Origin of the sequence: Chryseobacterium sp. Marseille-Q3244 (assembly GCF_940807095.1) — a bacterium.
Taxonomy (GTDB): domain Bacteria; phylum Bacteroidota; class Bacteroidia; order Flavobacteriales; family Weeksellaceae; genus Chryseobacterium.
In genome coordinates, this window is sequence record NZ_CALNWX010000020.1 from 32533 (window position 1) to 57772 (window position 25240).

Annotated in this window: 17 protein-coding genes; 3 read left to right on the forward strand and 14 right to left on the reverse strand. The window is 36.3% G+C overall.

Features of this window, described 5'->3' with window-relative positions:
- Nucleotides 1-107 precede the first annotated feature (107 nt).
- The 11 genes from NBX25_RS22220 to lpxB all read right to left on the reverse strand — a co-directional run bounded on the left by NBX25_RS22220 (nucleotide 108) and on the right by lpxB (nucleotide 18208).
- Nucleotides 108-5264, reverse strand: coding sequence for a fibronectin type III domain-containing protein (locus tag NBX25_RS22220; RefSeq protein ID WP_123909936.1), 5157 nt, complete (start codon nucleotides 5262-5264; stop codon nucleotides 108-110).
- 666 nt (nucleotides 5265-5930) lie between these two features.
- On the reverse strand, nucleotides 5931-6596 hold the full coding sequence (locus tag NBX25_RS22225; RefSeq protein ID WP_250255477.1) for a DUF6048 family protein: 666 nt from the start codon (nucleotides 6594-6596) through the stop codon (nucleotides 5931-5933).
- A complete protein-coding gene (locus NBX25_RS22230; protein WP_228412737.1) occupies nucleotides 6562-7014 on the reverse strand; it encodes a DUF6452 family protein in 453 nt (150 codons plus the stop codon). Before NBX25_RS22230 ends, NBX25_RS22225 begins: the two co-directional genes overlap by 35 nt.
- A 54-nt stretch (nucleotides 7015-7068) precedes the next feature.
- Entirely contained in the window at nucleotides 7069-8481 is a 1413-nt protein-coding gene (gene rlmD / locus NBX25_RS22235) for a 23S rRNA (uracil(1939)-C(5))-methyltransferase RlmD (protein ID WP_123909933.1), read from the reverse strand.
- A gap of 108 nt (nucleotides 8482-8589) precedes the next feature.
- Nucleotides 8590-10119 (reverse strand): TlpA family protein disulfide reductase, encoded by a 1530-nt coding sequence (locus NBX25_RS22240; protein WP_123909932.1) that lies wholly within the window; start codon nucleotides 10117-10119, stop codon nucleotides 8590-8592.
- A 313-nt stretch (nucleotides 10120-10432) separates the two neighbouring features.
- Nucleotides 10433-11200 carry a succinate dehydrogenase/fumarate reductase iron-sulfur subunit gene (locus tag NBX25_RS22245; RefSeq protein ID WP_123909931.1) on the reverse strand — a complete coding sequence of 256 codons (768 nt, stop codon included), beginning with the start codon at nucleotides 11198-11200 and terminating at the stop codon, nucleotides 10433-10435.
- A gap of 24 nt (nucleotides 11201-11224) precedes the next feature.
- Nucleotides 11225-13237 (reverse strand): fumarate reductase/succinate dehydrogenase flavoprotein subunit, encoded by a 2013-nt coding sequence (locus tag NBX25_RS22250; protein ID WP_123857908.1) that lies wholly within the window; start codon nucleotides 13235-13237, stop codon nucleotides 11225-11227.
- Nucleotides 13238-13252: 15 nt separating this feature from the next.
- Entirely contained in the window at nucleotides 13253-13915 is a 663-nt protein-coding gene (locus tag NBX25_RS22255; RefSeq protein WP_123909930.1) for a succinate dehydrogenase cytochrome b subunit, read from the reverse strand.
- Between the two features lie 147 nt (nucleotides 13916-14062).
- Entirely contained in the window at nucleotides 14063-15835 is a 1773-nt protein-coding gene (locus tag NBX25_RS22260) for a ComEC/Rec2 family competence protein (protein WP_250255479.1), read from the reverse strand.
- A gap of 143 nt (nucleotides 15836-15978) precedes the next feature.
- Nucleotides 15979-17070, reverse strand: a complete 1092-nt coding sequence (locus NBX25_RS22265) for a glycoside hydrolase family 99 protein (protein WP_250255481.1) — start codon at nucleotides 17068-17070, stop codon at nucleotides 15979-15981.
- 34 nt (nucleotides 17071-17104) lie between these two features.
- Nucleotides 17105-18208, reverse strand: coding sequence for a lipid-A-disaccharide synthase (gene lpxB / locus NBX25_RS22270; RefSeq protein WP_250255483.1), 1104 nt, complete (start codon nucleotides 18206-18208; stop codon nucleotides 17105-17107).
- 146 nt (nucleotides 18209-18354) lie between these two features.
- Between lpxB and NBX25_RS22275 the strand changes: the two genes are divergently transcribed.
- Nucleotides 18355-18864: a DUF2480 family protein gene (locus NBX25_RS22275; RefSeq protein WP_250255484.1), complete on the forward strand. Its 510-nt coding sequence runs from the start codon at nucleotides 18355-18357 to the stop codon at nucleotides 18862-18864.
- A gap of 209 nt (nucleotides 18865-19073) precedes the next feature.
- The gene (locus tag NBX25_RS22280) at nucleotides 19074-19727 is read left to right on the forward strand and encodes a DUF937 domain-containing protein (RefSeq protein WP_250255486.1); all 654 of its coding nucleotides are present in this window, start codon (nucleotides 19074-19076) and stop codon (nucleotides 19725-19727) included.
- A 58-nt stretch (nucleotides 19728-19785) separates the two neighbouring features.
- Here NBX25_RS22280 and NBX25_RS22285 read toward each other — a convergent pair whose 3' ends face one another.
- Both NBX25_RS22285 and NBX25_RS22290 read right to left on the reverse strand, forming a co-directional pair.
- Nucleotides 19786-19905 (reverse strand): 30S ribosomal protein THX, encoded by a 120-nt coding sequence (locus NBX25_RS22285; protein WP_123857915.1) that lies wholly within the window; start codon nucleotides 19903-19905, stop codon nucleotides 19786-19788.
- Between the two features lie 184 nt (nucleotides 19906-20089).
- Nucleotides 20090-21484 carry an MATE family efflux transporter gene (locus tag NBX25_RS22290; RefSeq protein ID WP_123909924.1) on the reverse strand — a complete coding sequence of 465 codons (1395 nt, stop codon included), beginning with the start codon at nucleotides 21482-21484 and terminating at the stop codon, nucleotides 20090-20092.
- Between the two features lie 297 nt (nucleotides 21485-21781).
- Between NBX25_RS22290 and aspS the strand changes: the two genes are divergently transcribed.
- On the forward strand, nucleotides 21782-23536 hold the full coding sequence (aspS, locus tag NBX25_RS22295) for an aspartate--tRNA ligase (protein WP_250255488.1): 1755 nt from the start codon (nucleotides 21782-21784) through the stop codon (nucleotides 23534-23536).
- 169 nt (nucleotides 23537-23705) lie between these two features.
- Here the strand turns inward: aspS and NBX25_RS22300 are convergent, their stop codons facing one another.
- Nucleotides 23706-24974: an adenylosuccinate synthase gene (locus NBX25_RS22300; protein ID WP_250255489.1), complete on the reverse strand. Its 1269-nt coding sequence runs from the start codon at nucleotides 24972-24974 to the stop codon at nucleotides 23706-23708.
- Nucleotides 24975-25240: the final 266 nt, after the last annotated feature.

Genomic DNA, 25240 nt, shown 5'->3' on the forward strand with positions numbered 1-25240 from the left:
GGTCTTATAATGAATGAATAACAAATCAACTTATTCTAAAATGAACTGCTGAACAAAAAAATAAGCCTTCATTTCTGAAGGCTTATTCTATTTGAAATTTAAATTATTTATTCTTTAATAAATTTCTTTTGAGCAGTATTACCATTGTCATCAATATCTATTACATACACTCCATTAATCAATTTTGTTACATTAATTTCGTTATTTAATAGAATACCTTCTACGATGATCTGCCCTGCAGCATTGTAAATTTTATATTTAGCTCTTTTGCTAATATTTTTCACATACAATATTGAACTTACTGGGTTAGGATAGATTAGGATATCCTTCTGGTTAATTGGATTAGCAACTCCCGGTTTAGAAATTCTTACCGTATAGTCCTCAACTTCTCCATTCTTAACGTTCATACAGCTTACAGGAACACCATCTCTTTCCATTGCCACTCTCATCACAACATATTTATAATCTGTTGTACTTACAAAAGCATCTGCCGGTACATTAAATTTACCTGATACAGGAGTTGTTGTGTTTGGAGATGAAGTGAATATTTTTTCGTAAATATCAAATTCACCATTTCTATCGAAGTCGATCCAAACTGCAATTCCTTCATTATAAGTTTTTCCTAACCATTTTTTCTCGATGATAATCTCATTATCTGTAGATCCTTGGATTAGCTCGATAAATGTTTTAGGAACTCCAGTATAATCTGTATAAGTAGATCCTTTTGATTCATTCTCCATTTTATCTTTTCCGTTTGGAATAACAGTTACCTTGGAAATATATTCTCCTGCTGAGCTTTCTGACTTCATCTGACAGTAAATTACTGTAGGGGTTGTAAAGTAGTAAGGAGGAGTATAATTTCCTGGTTTTCCACTACAGATATTGACTACCTGCATTTCATACTTCGTCATTTCTACAAGGCCATTCAATATAACTGTGTTAACCGCTGTAGGGACTTCTGTCCAACTTGGAATACCTACTTTTCTGTATCTAAGAAGATATGTTGCGCCTGGATATGCATCCCATGTAACCTCTGCAGTTGTAGGCAATAGTTGAGTAATTGTCAATCCCGGAGGTGGAATCTCACATATTCTTACCGTTGTAAATACTTTAGAATTTGAGAAATTATTCCAAGTGGTTTCACCAGCACACTGATTAGCAATCTGAACTTCATAAGTAACAAACGAATCCAGATTATTTAACAAGAATGTATTAGGTGAGCTTGGAAGAGGAATTTCCGGTTCCCAAGCCGGAGCACCCACTTTTCTCCATCTCATTTTATAAGTTGCACTTATTACGACTGGGTTCCAAGTAATTAAAGCACTTGTTGGAGTAATATTGCTTACTGTTACTGTTGGAGGTGTAGGATCACATCTTGTTGAGAATGTCTTAATTGCAGTAGCTGTACCTGTAGTACCTCCACAAACAGCAGCCACTTCCACTTCATAAGTTGTTGCCGGGCTTAATCCAGTAAGCGTAAGTGGAACGTTACCTAATGCTGCAGAAGCATATATTTGCGTCCATGTACCAGTTCCTGCCACTCTGTATCTTACAAGGTAAGTTACCGTATTAGCACCACCGGTTAAATTAACAACAGCCGTTGTATGGGTTATTGTAGTAAAGGTCGGTGCATTTGGCATCGCATTACTACACGGTCTGATTCTTACTGCATAATCTTCAACTTCCCCATCAATAGCATTAGCACATGCTGTAGGAATAGTTGTACCTGTTGAACGTTTCAATACGACTCTCATCGTAGTTGTATACGGTCCAATATAAGCAGGAGGTGCGTTAGGAACATTAAACAGGCTGGTAACCGGTGTAGTAGTACTAGCTGCAGAACCAAGAATTCTTTCAGAAGTATCAAACTGTCCGTTTCTGTCAAAGTCAATCCAAACGGCCACAGCATCATTCCCTGTTGATCCTGTCCATCCTTTCGCAACAAGAATTTTATTGTCAATAGAACCTGCATCTAAAGTAATAAGAGTTGCCGGGGTTGTATAGCTTGTATATGAATTCTGAACAGTAGTGTTGCTCATAGGCGGCACTCCTGAATTAGCAGACGTAACAGTAACATTTGAAATATGATCGTTATCTCCACTACCTGTTACAGGACAATATTGCAGTGGTAATGTCGTAAATTGTACTGAGCTTGAGAAAGCTCCAAAAGTAGTAGTACATTTCGTTGATACCTGTACTTCATATTTGGTTTGCTCTTTCAAAGGAGGAGTTGCAGGTGTAGTGTATATATTCCCTGGTGCAGGAACAGCAGCAACGGTTGTCCAAGCAGTAGTTCCAACTTCTCTATATCTCAATTGATATGTAGCACCTGTAGAAGCTAACCATGAGAACGTAGCACTTGTATCTGTAATGTTTGAAACCGTTATGTTTGTTGGCGGATTCGTTGTACATACCGGCTCGTCAATTAGTCTTACAGCATAATCTTCTACTTCTCCTACATTGTATGTTCCAAATGATGAACATGGTGCATTAACAGTACCATCCATCATAACGACACGCATACGGGTAAGAAGAGTACCATCATAAGTAGCAATATTAGGTGGAAGTTCTATTTTGAAACCAGCTGCTACAGTTCCCACAGGGTTTGTAGTACTGCTAGTAGCGTTCACAACTCTTTCAGTTGGTTCAAAAATTCCATTTCTATTCAGGTCAATCCATACTCCCACTCCATAACTAGATGTACTTCCAGGCCAGAATTTTGTAATACTAATTTTATTACCTGATGTCCCTCTAATCAGAGTAACTAATCTTGTAGGATCAGTAGAATAATCTTTATATCCGTCATATCCTGAACTACTTACCATTAAAGGTCCATTTGTAGGAGTAACAGTCACTTTACCAATATATCCACTTGGCGTACCTGTAGGAGGTACGTTAGGACAGTAAGTCAGAGCTAACGTTGTAAACTGAGTACTTGTAGAATATGCTCCCTGAGTACCGCTACAGATTGTTGCAATCTGAACTTCATACAGAGTTCCATCTATCAAATTATATAATGGCCAGCTGCTTGTTAATGGAGCTGTAATATCAATTACTTTCCAAGCTCCACCTGCTGCTGGTCTGTATTGTAATTTATAAGTAGCCCCTATTGCAGGCGTCCATGAAACGATAGCTGTACTCGCTGTAATACTATTTACTTTAATATTAGTAGGTGGTGCAGTTGTACAGGCTACTAATTCTATACCTTTAAGGACAATCTGTGGAATGTTGGCCTGCTTAGTACCTGATGGCGGAGAAGCAGGATCAGGATTAGTACCATCACTAATATATTGTAATCCTCTTTCAGGTGTTCCTCCGGCAAAAGCTCCCCAATTAGCATATGGAGTTGAGGAATAGGCTGGTGCATTTTCATCTACAGCCACTACAATATTACTTGTTCCGTCCCAAAGCAAAGGAGTTGTTAATGGTATAGTTACCCAAGTCCCTGCCGTCATTGTAGGTAAAATTCCTGACCAAACCTGTTTCAATGAAGAGATTGGCACCCAACTTGAGGTTGTTGCAAAATTATTCTGTGTAGTATTCCCCATATAAACTACCCAATCATTGTATTTACTTTGATCAGGAGCGGGATTATCTACATAGAATTTAAGTTCAGTAATGAATTTATTTGGCCCCACAGCTGCCGACACTTCGGAAGCTTTATAAATTTGCTGAGAATAATTATATCCCCAGTTTGAATTTACTGGAAGTTGAGTACTCTTACCACTACCAGATCCTATTTGTCCTAATTGAAATGGAGGTCCCGGCACCCAAGCACTTCTATCTGTAGAAGTACAAACTGCTCTTACCCACCAATAATAGGTAGTCCCTGCAACTAATGGAGTTAATGGTGTAGAGTTTCCTGGAACAATAGTACCTTGTGTAGTGGCATTATTTGTTGGCGCTACACCAGTAGTATTGTAATATACTTCATATCCTCCCGCAGGTGCAGAAGGTGATGCTGCCCAACCAACAACAGCACTGTTAGTTGTCATTGTTCCTACCGTTAATGAACCTGCAGTCGTAGGAACTGGCAGACATGTAGGTGGTGTTGCAAAAGATTTTGGTATAATATTCCAAGTACTTTGATCTGTTGAGCTACATCTTGCTCTCACCCATACATAATAAGTTGTATCAGGAAGTAAAGGGCTTAATGTTGCCGTTGTTCCTGATGGAACATTTTGCGATGGCAAAGTAGTACCATTAGGTGCAGCACCTGTGGTATTGTAATAAATATCATATCCTTCTGCAGGGGTATAACCAAATGAAGTCCAGTTAATCACCCCAGTTGTTGGTGTAATCGTTCCTGTTGTGATCGTTCCAGAAGTAGGCATCGCCGGACAGGTTGCCGGTGTAGCAAATGATAATGGTGTAGACCATTCACTTTGTTCTGTTGCACTACATTTTGCTCTTACCCACACATAATAGGTTGTCAATGGAGTTAATGGTCCGATAGTCGCAGTGGGTGCTCCTGGCGGAACAGTTAAATTAGGTGTTGATCCTGCTACTGGCGGTACGTTCGTTGTATTATAAAATACGTCATATCCCGCTGCCGGAGCCGGTACGTACGCAGTCCAATTGATTACAGCATTGGTTGCGGTAACCGCTCCTGTACTTAGTGATCCTCCCGGAGGCATAGGTAAACATGCCGGTGGTGTACCGAAAGTCATCTGAATATTGGGTCTGTTACTGGTAACTGTTCCGGTCTTAGTCGTAGGAGGTGTACTATCCTGCTCAATATACATGTGTCCTGATGTAACACTAGAATAAGCAATCTTCGCTCCTGTACTAAACGATCCGGAACCACCATAATTGGTTTCAACAAGTACCATTAGGTTATCTATTCCATTATAAGTATAAGGAAGCTGTAAAGGAATTGTATACCATCCTATGGGTATAAGACCTACACTTCCACTATATAATAAAGTAGCTCCGGTAGTTAAAGTATTCCAGCTTTGCGCTGTCATAGTTGTTGTAGTTCCTACCGGTTTTATATAAACTTTTACCGGCATACCAATATTAGAAACTCCGGTAGAATTCCATCCCAAAGATAGAATACTTCCAGTAGTTCCAATTTCAGCTGCCGTGTAAATAGATGCAGAACGTTCAAACCCCCAACTAGCTCCTAAAGGATACTTTTGGGTAGACGTTCCGGTACCAATTGTAATGGTTTGAGCCTGTATGGACAATCCGATGACCATACAGAGCAATGCAATGAGCACCTTAAAAGGTCGGCTCATTTTACAGAGTAAAAGTCCACTCATATTTTTTAAATTTAATAATGATAACGATAATTAAGAATTATAGTATTTCGCATTTTATGAGGCTGATTCACAATTCTGAAACCTCATTATTTACAGAAAATCTGTAGTAAAAAGAATAATTTTATCCCATAAGCTAATATTTTAATATTTACACAAATCTAATGATTTTTTCATTATAATATATCTATTAAAATGTTTTTTTGAAAAAGTTAAGCAACATTACCCTATATGATTGAAAATAAAAAATAAATCAAAATAACACAAATTCACCACCATTTAGCATCATTATTAATTTTTAATTAATTATTTACTTTCTAAAATATTATCACCTTTTATAGCAATAGCGTGCTTTACTTTTAACGGTTAATACTCATTTATATTATTATTATCAATCCTATTTTTTTTTACGATTTAATATACCACATCATATATTACAACTATTTTTCACGATAAACCTTTACAATATTTACGATACTGCTGATGAGATTAAAATAAATTCTGAAGTTTTTATCTTTTTATCATTCATGCAGGAAACATAAGTGCTCATTTAAAATCCTTCCAAAACCACATAGCTTCCTTAAGGATAATCTCCATAAAAACAAATGAGCCTTAGGAAATTTCCCAAGGCTCATTGATATGATAAACAAATTGTTTAATAAACTTTCATTAGAACTTATACGCTATATTCCATGCGAATCCCATATTAAATTTTGAAGAGCTTTTTCCAAACCCTGGAATAATCATTGGAGAAATATTATCCTGTTTGGAAGTATAAGCTAAATAACGAGGCTGTAGATTTACATCTATATAAAAATTAGAGTCAAATAACTGTACTCTTCCTCCCAAGGTTCCCTCCAACCAGAAAGAAGATTGTGATGATGCAGGAAAAGCCACAGAAGAACTACTTCCCCCATATCCTCTGACTGGGATAGCCATATATTCCTGATTATAAAAGGAGCCGGCTACTTTTCCTCCCGCATAGAATCCATTGAATTCGTTTTCTTTATCTTTAGCCAGCATATAGAATGCTCCAAGTTTAATAAATGGGCCATTGGCTTTAGCATCGTATCCATTTTTCTGGTATATATTTTTTTCAAAACCAGCCTCTGCAATACCATGAACACTTCCATTAATTTTTGAGGAAATAAATCCCTGATACAGTTTCCTGTCTGAAAAAAATCCAACACCTGCATTCAAAACATCAAACCCAACCATAAAATTCGGTTCATACTTCCAATGAGTTTTTTTTACTTCTTCTTTCTTCTCCTCCTGTGCCCAGGTTAAGATTCCAAACAGGCTAAAAAATAAGGTAAAGATTAGTCTTGTCTTCATTCAATATTTGATTTTGTCCGTTTTCCACATTTTGAACAGGATCAGGAGTTATTAATTGTGAGCTTACATTCTCATATGTTTTTTTAGCACCACATCCAGCAGAAACATAGGCAGCCTTTGTTGTGTAAGTTACTCTTACTTTTGATTCTTTGCTTTTAGTAGATGTTTTAAAATAAATATCTGTATAAGGAGAATCATCCACTCTCAAAGGAATAAGCCTTGAATCAATATTTTTCTGCCATCCAAGATCTACCTTCCCTGAGCCATAATCTACGGCTACAGATAATGAATCCATTGTTCTCTCCTTTCCCGAATCTGCTGTTTTAAAAGCAACCTTCATTCTTGGTGTACCTTCACCGCTTTCACAGATGTCATCATCGCTGCCACATGAAAAGAACATTCCAACCAAGCAAAGCATTATGAGAAATTTAAAATACTTCATACTAAAGATTTGAACTCAAATTTAATTAAATTATTTTTTAATCAGCAATGCTATATTTTCCACATGATGAGTTTGTGGGAACATATCAACCGGTAATATCTTTACTACGGTATAGTGTTCTTTCATCAATGCCAGATCTCTCGCCTGTGTTGCAGAATTACAGCTTACATACACTACTTTCTCCGGGGCTAATTTCAAGATTTGCTCCACTACTTTTTGGTGCATTCCATCTCTTGGAGGATCCGTAATCAGGACATCTGCTTTAGGATGGTTTTCCATAAACTCGTCATTAAAGACATTCTTCATATCTCCACAATAGAAAGTTGTATTGGTAAGACCGTTTAATTCAGCATGTTCAATGGCCGCATCAATAGCTTCCTGAACAGATTCTATCCCAATGACCTGTTTTGCATTTCTTGCCACATACTGCGCAATTGTACCTGTTCCGGTATACAAATCATATACTACTTCATCTCCTTTTAGATCTGCAAATTCAAGTGTTTTTCTGTATAATTCAAGTGCTTGTTTATAATTGGTCTGGAAGAATGATTTTGGTCCGATTTTAAACTTCAGCCCATCCATTTCTTCCATTAAATATCCTTCTCCAAAATATACATTGATGTCAAGATCATAAATAGAGTCATTGGCTTTTGGATTAATAGCATACACCAATGTTTTAATTTGCGGAAATTTCTCTAAAATAAAAGCAAATAATTTTTCTCTATTCTCTTTTTCTTCTCTAAAAAGTTGGAATAATACCATCCATTCTCCTTTAGAGTTCTGTCTCATCATCAAAGTTCTCAGGAACCCTTCATGATTTCTTACATCAAAAAAGTCTAATCCATTGTCAACAGCATATTTCTTCACCGCTAATCGGATTGCATTAGATGGATCTTCCTGTAGAAAACATTCTTTAAGGTCTAAGATCTTACTCCACATTCCCGGAATATGGAACCCTAAAGCATCTTTGCTTCCAAAATTCTCTTCAGAACTGATCTCATACTGAGTAAGCCATCTTGCATTGGAGAAAGAAAACTCCATTTTATTTCTATAAAAATACTGTTCTTGTGAACCTAGAATGGATACAGTTTCAAAGTCTTCGATCCCTCCAATTCTTTTGATATTGTTATATACTTCTTCCTGTTTAAAATCAAGTTGTTTTTCATAGCTCATATTTTGCCACTTACAACCGCCACAAGTTCCAAAGTGAACACATTTTGGTTCTGTTCTGAAAGGAGATTTTTCCAAAACATCTACCGCTTCTCCTTCATAATATTTGGATTTCGCTTTTTTCACTCTTACATTCACAATATCTCCCGGAATTGCTCCTGAAACCAATACTGTTTTTCCGTCTTCTGTTTTTCCGATAGCCACTCCTTTTGCTCCGGCAGTTAACAGTTTTATATTTTCAAGAACTAAATTTTTCTTATTCTTTCTGCTCATTCTAAAATTTTCTATTTTCCTAATTGAAACTTTAAAAGTTTCATCTTGCAAAAATACAATAAAAAAAACCTTATCCGAGGATAAGGTTCTGATCTATATTAAAGTTTATTATTTTGTAGGTGCTGGCTGTGGATTTGTTTGCTGCGGTGCAGTAGGATCAATCTGCAATTGCTGCTGCATCTGTGCATTCGGATCTACTTTTGGAGCTGCAAGCCCTGTTAGTTTATCTAGAATGGTTACAAATTCCTGTTCACCAAGATTTACAAATGATCTGCTGGCAATTTTACCGTCTTTATCAACGATTACAAAGCAAGGTAACTTAAATCCGTATACTCCATATTTTTTAGCAATATCAGACTCCATTCCTTTTTCTCCGTAAACATTTACTCCCGGAATACCTTTTAATAACGAATTGCTTGTTTTGATAAACTGATCTTTTGTATCATCTACATTTACAAAAACAAAGTTCATTTTAGATTTGTAAAAATTAACTACTTCTTTTAAAACCGGTACTGTAGCTTCACCGATATAAGGATTCCATGAAGCGTAGAAAAACAACATATAAGGTTTTCCTTTGTTTTCAGAAAGTTTGTATGCTTTTCCATCCTGTTTTACTAATGCTGCTTCCGGAGCTGCTTCTCCAATCTTAAGTCCTGTAATTGCCATCTGCATTTTTAACAGGTCACTTTTGATAGTAGCATCTTTGATATCTGTATCAATAAGTTTTTTGATTTTATCAATATTAGCAGTAGTTGTTGTTGGATGAATATCAGCCTGAGCCATTACAAATGCTAAAAGATAATCTTTTGCTGTTTGAGAAATATCTTTTTTAGTTCCCAAATATTTAGCAAACATTTCTGAAGTGGTAATTCCAGTTTTGTTTTTACTGTTTGCCTCTGCATATTTTTGGAAATCAGGAGTCATTTTTACAAGAAGATATTGTCTGTAAAGTGGAATAGTTTTTACCATCGCCTCTTTATCATTATCTAATTTAGCCTCATAATCTGTTAAAGCCTTAGAAGCTTTATAAGATGGGTTACCAGCCATGGCTCCATGAGACATTTCATAATTGGCAAGAAGGTTAAGAATGGTTACTTTAACATCGTTTTTCTTCCAATTCAAAAGAGCTTTACTAGGATTATTTTTAGCCGCAAGATCATCAACATTCTTATTGATATCTGCTTCTACTTTTTGCATGCCTTTAACGAATGCTGCTTCATCACCGGCCATTAATTGTCTTAAATCAATTTTATTACCATAGTCACCTAAAAACTTCTGGCTTGCTGCAAGAAAATCATTATTCTTTTTAGCATCGCCGGTAATAACATACTCGTTCGGGAATGTCATTGCATTTCCTGAGATATTTACTTTTTGTCCTCCTTCAAGGTAGATCAGGTTTTGTTTGTTAGCATAATTGATAACATACATTCCATCTTTAGGTGCTTCAAAGCTTCCTGAAAAGTTACCCTCTTTATCCAGACCGATATTAATTAAAGGCAATGTCCCTACTCCGGAAGCTTCTACAAATTCGATTCTTTCCAATGGTGAGCTTCCTGTAATTTTTCCTTTTACTTCTACTTTTTTTGAACAAGACATCACGAAAATCGCGATGATAAACAATAAAAGATATTTTTTCATTTCAATTTTTAATATTACACAAAAATACGCTTTTTAGGGCATGTTAATTCACACTGATAATTTTTTTAAAAAAAATTTATTATTACCGATAGAAAGGGAACTTTCAATTATTTTATCTATCCATTTTTTACCGGTAAAAAGCAACGGAAATGATGTACTTTTTACATCCTCCAACTGCCCTCCAAATATATACTTATTCAGCAAAGTAAACCTATATTTTACTGATAAGTTAACAAACTTTAACAGCTAAAAGGTTTCTATAAAAAAAATCGCCCCCGAAACGGAGGCGATTTTTAAGTATTCTGAATCAATTCTATCCTTGATCTACAAGAGCAGACATGTATTCTCTGTTCATTCTTGCGATATTTTCAAGAGAAATACCTTTAGGGCATTCAATTTCACAAGCACCCGTATTTGAACAGTTTCCGAATCCTTCTTCGTCCATAGCTTTCACCATGTTCAGAACTCTTCTCTTAGCTTCTACTCTACCTTGAGGAAGTAATGCATACTGAGAAACTTTAGCTCCTACGAATAGCATTGCAGATCCGTTTTTACATGTAGCGACACAGGCTCCACATCCGATACAAGCAGCAGCATCCATTGCTTTGTCTGCATCTTCTTTAGGAACAGGAATTGCGTTAGCATCCAGCGTATTTCCTGAAGTATTTACAGAGATGAAACCACCTGCTGCCATTACTCTGTCGAATGCGCTTCTGTCTACCATTAAGTCTTTGATAACAGGGAAAGCTGCACTTCTCCAAGGTTCAATAACGATGGTCTCACCATCTTTGAACATTCTCATGTGAAGCTGACAAGTAGTAATCCCTGTGTCAGGTCCGTGAGCTCTACCATTGATGTAAAGGGAACACATCCCGCAAATACCTTCACGACAGTCGTGATCGAAAGCGATAGGTTCTTTACCTTCGTTAATTAAATTTTCGTTCAGAATATCCAACATCTCCAGGAATGAAGAATCTGTAGATACATCTGATATTTTATAGGTCTCAAACTGACCTTTAGTTTTACTATTTTTTTGTCTCCAAATTTTCAGCGTAAGATGTAAGCCTTTTTTTGCACTCATAATGTTATATTTATAGGTTGGAGATTATTTATAACTTCTTGTTTTAACCTCGATGTTGTCATATATCAGTTCTTCTTTATGCAATACTTCCGCATTGATATTTTCTCCCTGATATTCCCAAGCTCCGACGTATTTGAAATTTACGTCGTCTCTTTCCGCTTCTCCATCCGGAGTAGCGTGATCCCAACGGAAATGACCACCACAAGATTCTTCTCTGTTTAACGCATCGATAGCCATTAGCTGTCCTAGTTCAAGGAAGTCTGCCACTCTGAATGCTTTTTCAAGCTCAGTGTTCATCCCATCACCTTCTCCAGGTACTTTTACGTTCTTCCAGAAGTCGTTTCTTACTTCTTCAATTTCTTTGATTGCTTCTTTTAATCCTTCAGGAGTTCTACCCATTCCCACTTTATTCCACATAATGTGTCCTAGTTTCTTGTGGAAGTGATCTACTGAGTGAGTTCCCTTATTATTAATGAAGAAATCAACTTTATCTTTAATTCCTTTCTCAGCTTCGTCAAACGCTGCTGAATTCGTAGGAATTGCTCCTGTTCTGATGTCTGCAGAAAGGTAATCTGCGATTGTGTAAGGAAGTACGAAATATCCGTCTGCAAGACCTTGCATCAATGCTGATGCTCCCAATCTGTTAGCTCCGTGATCTGAGAAGTTAGCTTCACCAATTACGAAACATCCAGGGATCGTAGACTGAAGGTTATAATCAACCCATACACCTCCCATTGTATAGTGAACAGCCGGATAGATTTTCATTGGCGTTTTGTAAGGATCATCAGCTGTAATTTTTTCGTACATTACGAATAAGTTACCATATTTCTCCTCAACCCAACTCTTACCAAGATCATAGATCTGCTGATCTGTAGGATTATGAATATGTTTTTCGATAGCGGCTTCTTTACCTTTTTTCATGATCTCTGTAGAGAAATCAAGGTAAACCCCTTCTTGAGTATCATTATTTTCGATTCCGAATCCAGCATCACATCTTTCCTTAGCAGCTCTTGATGCAACGTCTCTAGGTACAAGGTTACCGAATGCAGGATATCTTCTTTCTAAATAATAATCTCTATCTTCTTCTTTAATATTTTCAGGTCTTAATTTACCTTCTCTGATCGCTACTGAATCTTCAATCTTTTTAGGAACCCAGATTCTTCCTGAGTTTCTTAATGATTCAGACATCAAAGTTAATTTAGACTGCTGAGTTCCGTGAACCGGAATACAAGTCGGGTGAATCTGTACGTAGCAAGGGTTTGCGAAGTAAGCTCCTTTTTTGTGGATCTTCCAAGCTGCAGAAACGTTAGATCCCATTGCGTTGGTAGAAAGGAAATATACATTTCCGTATCCTCCTGAAGCGATAACTACTGCGTGAGCAGAGTGTCTTTCGATTTCACCTGTTACAAGGTTTCTTGCGATAATTCCTCTTGCTTTTCCGTCAACAATTACCAGGTCAAGCATTTCATGACGGTTGTACATCTTGATTCTTCCTTTACCGATCTGACGGCTCATTGAAGAATATGCTCCTAATAATAACTGCTGTCCTGTTTGTCCTTTTGCGTAGAATGTTCTTTTTACCTGAACCCCACCAAATGAACGGTTATCTAACTGGCCACCGTAATCTCTACCAAAAGGAACCCCTTGAGAAACACACTGGTCAATAATATTTGCAGAAACTTCTGCTAATCTGTAAACGTTAGCCTCTCTTGCTCTATAGTCACCCCCTTTAATAGTGTCATAGAATAATCTGTAAGTAGAGTCACCATCTCCCTGGTAATTCTTAGCTGCGTTGATCCCTCCCTGAGCTGCAATAGAGTGCGCTCTTCTTGGTGAATCCTGGTAGCAAAATGCTTTCACATTATATCCTTGCTCAGCTAAAGTAGCTGCTGCAGAACCTCCTGCCAAACCTGTACCTACAACAATAATATCAATCTTATCTCTGTTGTTTGGTGCAACAAGGTTCATATGATCTTTATGATTTTTCCACTTGTCTTTAAGAGGACCCGCTGGAATTCTTGAATCTAATTTACTCATACTAGTATATTGATATTATTGAGTTATAAAATGATAAACTGCCACAATGATAAATCCTGCCGGAATAAGGATAGAATACCATGTTCCGAAAGCCTTAATCACAGGCGTATATTTTGGATGTCTTGCTCCAATAGACTGGAATGAAGACTGAAATCCGTGAGCTAAGTGTAAGCCCAATAGTACAAAAGAGATCACGTATAAAGCAACTCTCCAAAGGTCAGCAAACTTCTCATGAAGCTCTGGCCAGAAACGTTCTGAATCAGGAGCTATTCCCTCTACATACTTATAGTTGATTTCATGTAACCAGAAATCATATAAGTGAAGCGCCAAGAAAGCCAACACAACTGCCCCGGAAATAATCATATTTCTAGACATCCATGAAGAATTTACAGCAGCATTGTTTGATGCATACTTTACTGGACGCGCTTTATTATTCTTGATCTCCAATACAAATCCCATCGCAAAATGGAAAATTACTGCAAAGCCAAGAATAGGCTGCATTAAGAACTGCACAAAAGGATTATAGCCCATAAACTCAGATGCTGTATTGAACGCATCTCTGTTTAGAACTGATAACAAATTGGTTGTCAAATGCAGTATAAGAAAAATCAGCAAAAACATAGCTGATAATGCCATAGCGTATTTTCTACCTATCGTAGAACTCGTTAAACCTGCCATATAAGTTTAAATTTGAATTTCCCACAAAATTAAGAAATGTTAACAATATCGGGAAGTGAGAAATCTCACAATTAGACAGTTTGTAATCTTTCTAAATAAGAGCCTAACACGTTATAAATAAAGAAAAATCAAAAAAATCAAAAATATTTATTTCATATCATAAACATGATCTCCAAAAACTATTTTTTTAGTTGAAAAAGGAATCTGTTTTATTTCAAAATGATCTATTCTTCTGGAAGAACAGTAAGGCTCAATGATAAATTGTAAAACCTTTTCCCTGTCTGCCTTATCCTGAATCCAAAAGCAGGCCTTACTTCCTTTCTTTATTGATATAATTTTGTTCTTACTAAAGGAATGTAAAAGCACTTCTTCTTTCTGATTTTCAATAATATTACATCCTATTCTTATCATCATAAACACTAAAACAGCAATGATGAAATTCATTGAATTTTTAAAGTTCAGTTTTAAAATCAATGCTCTTAACAAATATATTGCTATTAAAACGGATATTACTTCCATCAGATTCATGGAAATGTTTTTAATGAATACCATATCTGCACTGGCAAACCAATGAATACTCTTCAGAAATAATTGTATAACACCATCATAAAGCTTATCAATAAAGCCAAAATCAAGACCAAAGACAATAAGAAGTGTCATCAGAAATGAAAACACAATAATCAATTCGGAAAAAGGGATAATGATAAAATTGGCTGCAATTGAAACGAATGAAAACTGATGAAAGTAATACAACACCAACGGAAGTGTGGCTAACTGTGCGGATAAGGATATTGTAATGGTATTAAAAATCAGTTTTTTAAAATAATTATCAGCTCTTGAAAAATATTTCAGAAGTGGTTGATTCAACAAAAAAATTCCTAATACCGCCATAAAACTCAGCTGAAATCCCACATCAAAAAGCTGTTGGGTATCCAAAATCAGAATAATAAAGGCTGACAGTGCCAATGAGTGCAGTAAATCTGGTTTCCTCTGTAATAAAACAAACATAAAATATACACTCAACATGATACAGGACCTCAACACGGAGTTACCAAATCCAATAAATAAAGCAAATAGCCAAATAAAAACTAAACTAAAAATAATCGCATATTTTCTGAATTGTAAAGGAATACAACGGGTCATCAAAAAATAAAAAAGTCCAAAAATAATCACGATATGGGTTCCTGAAATAGCCAATAGGTGAACCAACCCAGATCTGTTAAAATCCTGTACAGTTGTCGCCTCCATCTCCGTTCGGTCTGCCAGGATAATTCCTTTTAAAAATTCTTTGGTACTCCCGGACATTTCTGTTTTGTCAATTTTCTTTAGAACATGGGCTCTGTATTGTTTGATCTGCTCTATAAAACTCAGATCATTTCGCTCTATAGAAGAAATGTTTTTTGAAATATAAGCCTGATAGTCAATATTCTTTCGTTTCAAATAGTGTGCATAATTGAACTGGAAATCATATTGTGGCTGTTGGGGTTGTGCAATATAGGCTTCAGCCTTGTAGTAATGTTCATAATCTAATTCTTCATGATTTTTCGGGATGTAAACCATCGAATTAAAGCTATTCTTCCCTAATTGAGCGATCCCTTCATATTTCTTATATTTTTCTGTTGAATTTAATTTCTGAGAAATTTTAAAAACAATAGTCTCATTTTTATTCACAGCTATTGCCATTTTTTGAGGCAAAGAATTACAGAAATGAAGAACTACACCTATTCCAAAAAACAGTATCCCAAGCAAAATAACTTTGATCTTATGGAGAAAATAGGTGTTGAAGAATAGAGAAATTAAAATCCCAACATTTATAATAATTACACCATAGATCCATCCTTTTCCCAATAAAAATGTATCCTGAAAAAAAATTCCAAGAATAAAATAGAGAACTAAAATCAGTAACGGTTCCTTATTCAATTTCAATTGTTTATATCACCAATATAGGAAATTGAAAATTTGATTGCTATCACTGTAATTACTAATAAAACACCCTGCTATCTTCAAAGAGATTAACAGGGCGCTTATTTTTTTGCTATGAAATTACGTTTAGGCTAAAAGTTTTACTTTCCTTTCAAAAACTTATCCGTTAAACGTTTCGTTTCTTTGATATACATCCATGGATCTTTTCCATAGTCTTCGTAGATGAAACTTCCAGTCTTTTTAGGAATTGCAGGCTCTATTTGTGTGCCTTCGTGCCATTCGTTAAATGAAGTAATTCCTATAAATTCAGGATTGACTTTAATCGCAGCATCAAACATCTTTTCGTAATATTTGCCATTATCCCGGCTTTTAAAGTTGGCTTCATTCCAAGGTCTGATTCTTGTATCTGAATAGCCTGGACCAACACATGGAATAAAAATAAGATGATGATCTTTCGCATATTGAGCCATAAAATTCCAATTGGAAGTTGTGCTTCCATACACAAAACCTTCACTGGCAAAATAAGTGTAAAAACCATCAAATCCGCTTGTATTGAAAAATGCAGAATCTTTTTCTTCTACCCATAATCCAATATATAATGCATCCAGTTCCGTATTGCGTAAAGTCTTCTCTCCATTTTTAGAAAGCAACTTTGACCATTCTTCCGGAGCTATTTTATAACTGTCATACACGTAATACAGAGGCTTTCCGTCTTTTTTATAAAAAGCATGATGATGGCCATATGTTTTAACAAGATAAGAAAGCTGCTCTCTAAACTCTGTAATTGATTTATAGAAAGGCTCTATATGAAATGCTATTTTCAAATTAAAACGGTCTGCAATGTCCAGATACTTCATCAAGCTTTTATCAGTAAAAGAATCTTTTCCCAACCAACTCACCACCACAACCCCTACACCAGAATCTTTAATCATCTTCATGTGCTTCTCTATGATTGCTTTATCATTGGAGCTATAATTACCTAATGCCGGATAAAAGTTGGCACCAATATCATCCCCGCCTTTGTGATTCTCAAGATTATTCCATTTAGGATTGCTCCAGTGCGGGATAATTTCGTGATTCCAGTGTTGTAGGCTTCCATCAGTTTTTGGGTTTCCATACCAGCCATAATAAAAAATCTGAACTTTATCTCTCAATGCTGTTTCTTTCTGAGCAAAGCTTATTGAGAAAATGGTACAGGCAATTAATAATAGAACATTCTTTATATGTTTCATTGTAATAAAGGAATTATATTTCCTGAGATTCTTCTCAGACATTTAAAATCACCTCAGCTGCATGATCACTGGCTCCGCTCCCCCCAAGCTTTTCTCTCAAAAGGCTATAGTCGTTCAGGACCTGTTCTCTTTTTTTTCCTTCTAAAATTTTGTTGAGTTCGTCCACCAGATTTTTAGTATTCAGATCACTCTGGATAAGTTCTTTTACGACTTCCCTATCCATGATAAGATTCACCAGGGAAATGTAGTTTATATTTTTAACCAATCTTTTGGCAATGGCATAAGAAACAGTGCTTCCGCGATAACAAACCACTTCAGGAATATTCAACAGAGCCGTTTCTAATGTAGCAGTTCCTGAAGTTACTAAAGCCGCTTTTGAGCACCTCAGCAGATCATATGTTCTATTTGAAACAAAGTGTACATTATCATCCACATATTTCTCATAAAATTCTTTAGGAAGACTTGGTGCTCCAGCAATAACGAACTGATAATTTTTAAAATGCGGTCTTACAGAAAGCATGATTTCAAGCATTTTTTCAACCTCCTGTTTTCTGGAGCCTGGTAAAAGTGCAATAATTTCTTTTTCGTTCAGTCTATTTTCTTTCTTAAAACCATCAATATTGATTTCCTTTAAATCAGAGATTGCATCCAGCAAAGGATGCCCAACAAAGTGTGAATGTACACCATGTTTTCTGTAAAAATCTTCCTCAAACGGAAGAATTACCATCATTTCATCCACATATTTTTTAATAATTTCCACTCTCCCCTCTTTCCAGGCCCAAAGCTGTGGTGAAATATAATAAACTACCTTAATACCTAATTCTTTGGCAAATCTGGCAATCCTTAGGTTAAATCCCGGATAATCCACCAGAATTAAAACATCAGGTCTGTTGTTCTGAATATCTTCTTTGCAGAATTTAATATTATTTAAAATGGTTCTCAGGTTCATGACTACTTCCAAAAACCCCATGAATGCCAGATCACGATAGTGTTTTACCAATGTTCCGCCCTGAGCTTTCATCAGATCACCGCCCCAAAACCTGAACTCCGCATTTGGATCCTTTTGTTTAAGAGCTTTCATCAAATTACTTCCATGAAGATCACCGGAAGCTTCTCCTGCAATAATGTAATATTTCATTTCTTCCGAAATCTTTATTTGTTTTAATAACCGATAAAAACAACCTGTTTCTTTAAATCATGGGCAGTTTCTATGGTAAGGATAGAGAACAAATTAAAATGTATATTGATCTTAATTCGTAAATTTGTTCAAAGATAATGATAAAAATGTCAGAAGAATTTGAAATACGAAATAAAGTTGCTGAAAGCGGCCTTGTGAATTTTGACCTTACCACTTTGCTTCCAAAAGGGGAAAGAAAAGGTATTGACCTTAAAGATTTTCTTTTCCAGGAAATGATTCTGAAGGAAAAGGATTTCCGTGAAAAAGTAGAAGCAATCAACGTTGAAGAATACAGAGATTCTTACATCTATATATACAATTCTGTAGACACTATTATTCCACTTTGGGCTTATTTTGTATTGACAGCTAAGCTTACTGATGTCTCCAAGAAAATTGTATTCGGAAACCGTGAAGATCTGGAGGTTATTTTGATGCATAATGCGATCCAGATCTATGATTTTGAAGACATGAGAGGAAAAAGAGTTCTGGTAAAAGGATGTTCAGATAAAGAAATTCCTGAAAACGCTTATATTGAGTTGGTAGAACAGCTGAAACCTATTGTAAAATCTCTGATGTTTGGAGAAGCGTGCTCTAATGTTCCTATTATAAAGAACTAAGACTCAGACAGAAATTTTATACTTTATTGTTTAACAATTTTTCTCCTTTCTATTTTGTTTTGTTGATGAGTATCTTTCAGAGAAAAATCCATAGACTATTTCAAATGGGAGATCAGAAAAACTTTAACAATAATTATGAATCCGGAGTATTTTATCAGGCACATTTTTTGATAACTTTGAGTCAATTAATACTTTAACAAACACAAACAATGAGCTTATTAGACCTACTTACAGGGAACACTAGCAACCAGGTTGCTGAACAGGCTGAAAACAAATTCGGAATCAATAGAAACCAGGTAATTGCTTTATTGGCAGTAGCTACTCCTCTCATCATTTCTTATTTAAGAAATAAATCTCAGGATGCTAAAGAAGCGGAAGCATTAAACAGTGCTTTAGACAAAGACCACAATGGAAGTATCTTAAATGATCCTTCACAAATTGAAGCCAGACAGGCTGAGGGTGGATCTATCCTTGACCATATCTTTGGTGGACAAAAGAGCACCGTAGAAAATCAGTTATCACAAAATACAGGAATCTCAATAGATAAGATAGGACCTATTCTTGCCATGTTGGCTCCGGTTGTAATGGGATATATTGGTCAACAAAAACAACAAAGTAATGTGGGTGCCGGAGGTTTAGGAGATCTTTTAGGAGGAATTTTAGGAAATGCTTCTAATCAGGCACAAGCTCAACAATCTAATCCATTAAATGACATTCTTGGAAGTGTTTTGGGGAATAATGGACAAGCTCAGTCATCAGGAAATCCATTGAATGATATCTTAGGAAGCGTACTTGGTGGTGGAAATCAGCAACAGCAAGGCGGCGGATTAGGAAGCATCCTTGGAAATATTTTCGGAAAATAATTAATTTAATTTTTAATAAAAAAGGGCGGAGAAAAATTTCTCCGCCCTTTTTATATCATTACTTTTTAGATTTCTCTTCAGAGGCTACAAAAGATTTTGAAGCTTTTCTAGGCCTTCTTTTTCCATAGTTTCCAGAATTGATCTTACCTCGTCTTGATTTTTTGTCTCCTTTTCCCATAGTAATAAATGTTTGTTGTTCTTACGAATTTAGGGAATGCATGATTAATATCCAACTATTTAAGCTATTAAAGTTGATAAGAAAGGAGAACTAAGACCGAAAGAAGGAAGTTATGCGCGTCGTTAATTCGATATTATTATATAAGAAAAGATGACATAAACTTCCAGCTCATGCTTTTCTGCTATTAAACCTGAACCGTTTTCCATTTTCCTTTTCTAAACAGAATAAAAGCAACAATAGTAATCAAAGTCTCTGCGGCCGGGATTGAAATAAAAACTCCTTTCGGCCCCATTTCCAGGTATTTGGAAAGGAAATAAGCTAAGGGAATCTGAAACAGCCAGAATCCGAAAAGATTCACCCATGTTGGGGTCCAGGTATCCCCTGCTCCATTAAAGGCATTAATCATTACCATTCCAATTCCGTAGAATATAAAACCTATACTCATGATATGAAGTGCATTTTTAGCAAAATTCTTGATCTCAATTTCCTGGGTAAAGAAACTCACCAGGAAATTACCGAAAAGAACAAATATTAAACTTACAATCACCATGAAAATCACATTGTATTTTACCGTTTTCATCACAGACTGTTCTGCTCTCAACATTTCATTCGCCCCCATATTCTGTCCCACCAACGTGGATGCTGCATTACTAAGCCCCCAGGCCGGAAGCATAAAGAACATCATTAACCGTAAGGCAGTCTGATAACCGGCAGAGGCATTTTCACCTCCTGTAGTAGCCACCAGTTCTGCGAGAAAGATCCAACTGCATGATGCAATCACAAACTGGAAAATTCCTGGAGTCGCAATTTTTATGATGGATTTAATTAACCCATAGTCTGCTTTAAAATAAGGAAGTTTAATACGGATCTGCGTATCCGCTACCAAAAGATGATACAGCTGATAGAATACTCCGATACTCCGTCCAATAGTCGTTGCCAACGCTGCTCCGGTAAGTCCCATGGCAGGAATAGGCCCAAAGCCCTTAATCAGAATAGGGCAAAGAATGATATTGGCAATATTGGCAATCCACAAGCTTTTCATTGCAATCATCGCATTACCTGCTCCTCTAAAAATCCCATTGATAAGGAATAAAAGCATAATAATGGTACTGCTTCCCATCATAATCCTCGTAAAGTTTTTTCCATAGGCTGCGGCTTCCGGTCTTGATCCCATCAGGATCAGAATTTCTTCGGCATAAACAACACCTAAAATACTTAAAACAAGAGTTATTGCAAATGAAACCAACAATACCTGTGCGGCACTCCGGGAAGCTTGTTCCGGATTTTTCTCACCAATTCTTCTCGCTACCATTGCTGTTGCCGCCATACTCATCCCAATGGCAATAGAATACATAATGGAAAGTACAGACTCCGTAAGTCCTACGGTCTGAATTGCAAAGCCACTCTCTTTCAAATGTCCCACAAAATAGAGGTCAACCAGTGCAAATACTGACTCCATCGCCATTTCTAGCATCATCGGTATAGCCAGAAGCAAAACTGCACTCCTGATGTTTACCTTGGTAAAATCGGTTTCTTCTCCTCTAAAGGCTTTCTTGAAAAAGTCAATATATCTGGTCATTTCTTTGGTTATAATTTTATTATCCTCAAAAATACAAATCTGTATCGGAGTAAGTCTTAGCAATTGGCAATAAAAATTAATAAGAAGTTTTTTTATTTATAAAACCTGCAAAAATCTTATCTTTGCCAACGAAAAAAAAGAGGTTATATCAAAAGTTTCATTCTGAACGAAATGAAATACAGTAAAGAATCTTAAGTATTTGATTCTTAGAGATTATTCAGCAAGCTCAGAATAACAAAAATCAATTTCAACAACTTTTGAGACGGTCTCCAAACATTGAACTTTAAACAAATAATTATGTTTCGATCACACACCAACGGAGAGCTATCTCTGAAAAATCTGAATGAAGAAGTTACACTATCAGGATGGGTACAGACTATCCGTGATAAAGGATTTATGATTTGGGTAGATCTTCGAGATCGTTACGGAATTACCCAGCTGGTATTTGACCAGGAGCGTTCTTCTGCACAATTGATGGAAGAAGCTAAAAAATTAGGCCGTGAGTTCGTTATTCAGGCTACCGGAAAAGTAATTGAGAGAGTAAGTAAAAACCCTAATATTCCTACAGGAGAAATTGAACTTTTAGTTGAAAAACTAACGATTCTGAACGATTCTCAGCTTCCTCCTTTCACTATTGAAGATGAAACTGACGGTGGAGAGGAATTAAGAATGAAATACCGTTATCTGGATATCAGAAGAAATCCGGTAAAAGATAAATTGATCTTCCGTCACAAGATGGCTCAGAAAGTAAGAAATTATTTATCTGATGAAGGTTTCATCGAAGTGGAAACTCCTGTTTTGATTAAATCTACTCCGGAAGGAGCAAGAGACTTCGTAGTACCAAGCAGAATGAACCCGGGACAGTTTTATGCATTGCCACAGTCTCCACAGACTTTCAAACAGCTTTTGATGGTAGGTGGAATGGATAAATACTTCCAGATTGTAAAATGTTTCCGTGATGAGGATTTAAGAGCAGACAGACAGCCGGAATTTACACAGATCGACTGCGAGATGGCTTTTGTAGAACAGGAAGATGTAATGAATGTTTTCGAAGGAATGACCAAAACGCTTATCAAAGACATTACAGGTCAGGAATTCGGTGATTTCCCAAGAATGACATTCGCAGAAGCGATGCAGAAATACGGAAATGACAAGCCGGACATCCGTTTCGGAATGGAATTCGTAGAGCTTAACGAGCTTGTAAAAGGAAAAGACTTTAAGATATTTGATGATGCTGAATTGGTTGTCGGAATCAATGTAGAAGGATGTGCAGACTATACAAGAAAGCAGATTGATGAACTTGTAGATTGGGTAAAGCGTCCACAGGTTGGAGCTTCAGGAATGGTTTGGGCAAAATTCCAGCATGATGGAGTAAAAACCTCATCAGTAAACAAATTCTACAACGAAGAGGACTTAGCAAAAATCATTGAGAAATTCGGAGCGAAAGAAGGTGACTTAATGTTGATTCTTTCCGGAAACGAAAACAAAGTAAGAGCTCAGCTTTCTGCTTTGAGAATGGAGCTTGGAAACCGCTTAGGATTAAGAAAAGGAAATGTATTTGCACCACTTTGGGTGGTTGACTTCCCTCTATTGGAATGGGATGAAGATACTGAAAGATTCCATGCCATGCACCACCCTTTCACCTCTCCAAAACCTGAAGATATTCACTTATTGGAAACTGATCCTGGAAAAGCAAGAGCCAACGCTTACGATATGGTACTTAACGGTAACGAAATCGGAGGTGGATCTATCAGAATTTTCGACAGAGATCTTCAATCTAAAATGTTTGACCTGTTAGGATTCTCAAAAGAAGAAGCAGAAGCTCAGTTTGGATTCTTAATGAATGCATTTAAATACGGAGCACCGCCACACGGTGGTCTGGCATTCGGATTTGACCGTTTGGTAGCTATTCTGGATGGAAATGAGGTAATCAGAGATTATATTGCATTCCCTAAGAACAATTCCGGGCGTGACGTGATGATTGATGCGCCGGCTTCTATTGCTGATGCACAGCTCGATGAATTAGAGTTAAAATTAGATTTAAAAGCATAAATTTAAAGCGGGGCAAATGCCCCGCTTTTTTATACTATGAAAACCCTTATTCAGCTCCTTTCTTTAATTATGTATGTATCAGCTACGATTGGAATCATAACGACTTCGAAATTCAATTATATAAAAAAATAAAATTCCTTTTACAGATCAACAATAGTTGTCGGGAAAATTATTTCATCTTCAACATCTCTTCTCTTCCCGGTCCTATAGAAAGATACGTTACCGGAACTCCCACTTCTTCCTCCAAGAAGGAAAGGAAGTTCATCAATTCCTGCGGAAGAGCAGAAGGATTTTTAATTACTGAGAAATCCGCATTCCAGCCATCCAGCCATTTGAATACTGGTTTAGCATTTTCAGGAAGGGTTCCGGCAGTGATTTCAATAGTTCCGTCTTCCAACTCATAATGAGTACAAACTGCAACAGATTGTAATCCACTTAAAACGTCTGCTTTTGTCAGAACCAATTGAGTAACTCCATTAATCATTACTGCATATCGTAACGCAGGAAGATCCAGCCAGCCTGTCCTTCTCGGGCGTCCTGTATTGGAACCAAACTCATTTCCTTTTATTCTTATTTCTTCACCCATTTCGTCAAAAAGCTCCGTTGGAAATATTCCATTTCCTACTCTTGTACAATACGCTTTGGCAATACCGTAAATCTCACCGATCTTTTTAGGAGAAATACCCAATCCGCTGCAAGCTCCTGATGCAATAGTAGAAGAAGAAGTTACGTAAGGGTAAGTACCATGGTCAATATCTAACAATGTTGCCTGAGACCCTTCACCCAAGACAGTTTTTCCTTCAGTTAAAGCTTTATTGAGAAATAATTCAGTTTCTGTACAATTGAATTGTTTTAAAAATTCTACGGCTTCAAAAAATTCTTTGCTTACTGATTCAAAATCGGGCAATTCCATTCCTCCATCAGCAAGAAATTGATAATCTCTCTCTAAAATACGTTCTACTCTCTTTTTAAAATCCGGAGCATACATATCCCCGATTCTTACATTCTGTCTTAAAATTTTATTGGAATACGCCTGGGCAATTCCATTCTTTGTTGTTCCTATTGTTGTATAGGCTGGGCTTTCTTCCATGAAAACATCCATCAGTTTATACGTAGGCAATACAAAATGAGCCTTTTTAGAAATAATCAAATTTTTCTCCGGACGAAGCGTTTCATCAAACTTTTTTAAATTCAGAATTTCATTTTTAAAGCTTACAGGATCAAGAACAGTTCCAGTCCCAATAACATTCTGTACCCCTTGCATAAAAATTCCTGAAGGAATCATTTTAAGCGTAATTCTTTTCCCATTTCTTTCAATGCTATGTCCAGCATTTGAGCCCCCATTAAAGCGGGCTGCAATATCATAATTTTCACTGATAAGGTCAATAAACTTTCCTTTACCTTCATCTCCCCACTGAAGTCCTAATACAATATCCATATAATTATTTTTATGTTGCAAAGCTATGGCAGTTTGAAAGGGAGACCATTGTCATTTGACAAAAACGTATTTTTTATCAATACAGGGTATAAATATTTATGAATCCGAAGTCGGGATTTAACTTTATTTTTATAACAGGGTTCTTGTTATAGGTTTTGGCTAAAGCCAATGGAATTTTTATAAAATGATAGAACGGGCTAAAGCCCGTTCCTATTGAATATTGTCAATTTGTATGTTTAATTTATAAATAATAAGATCGATAGACA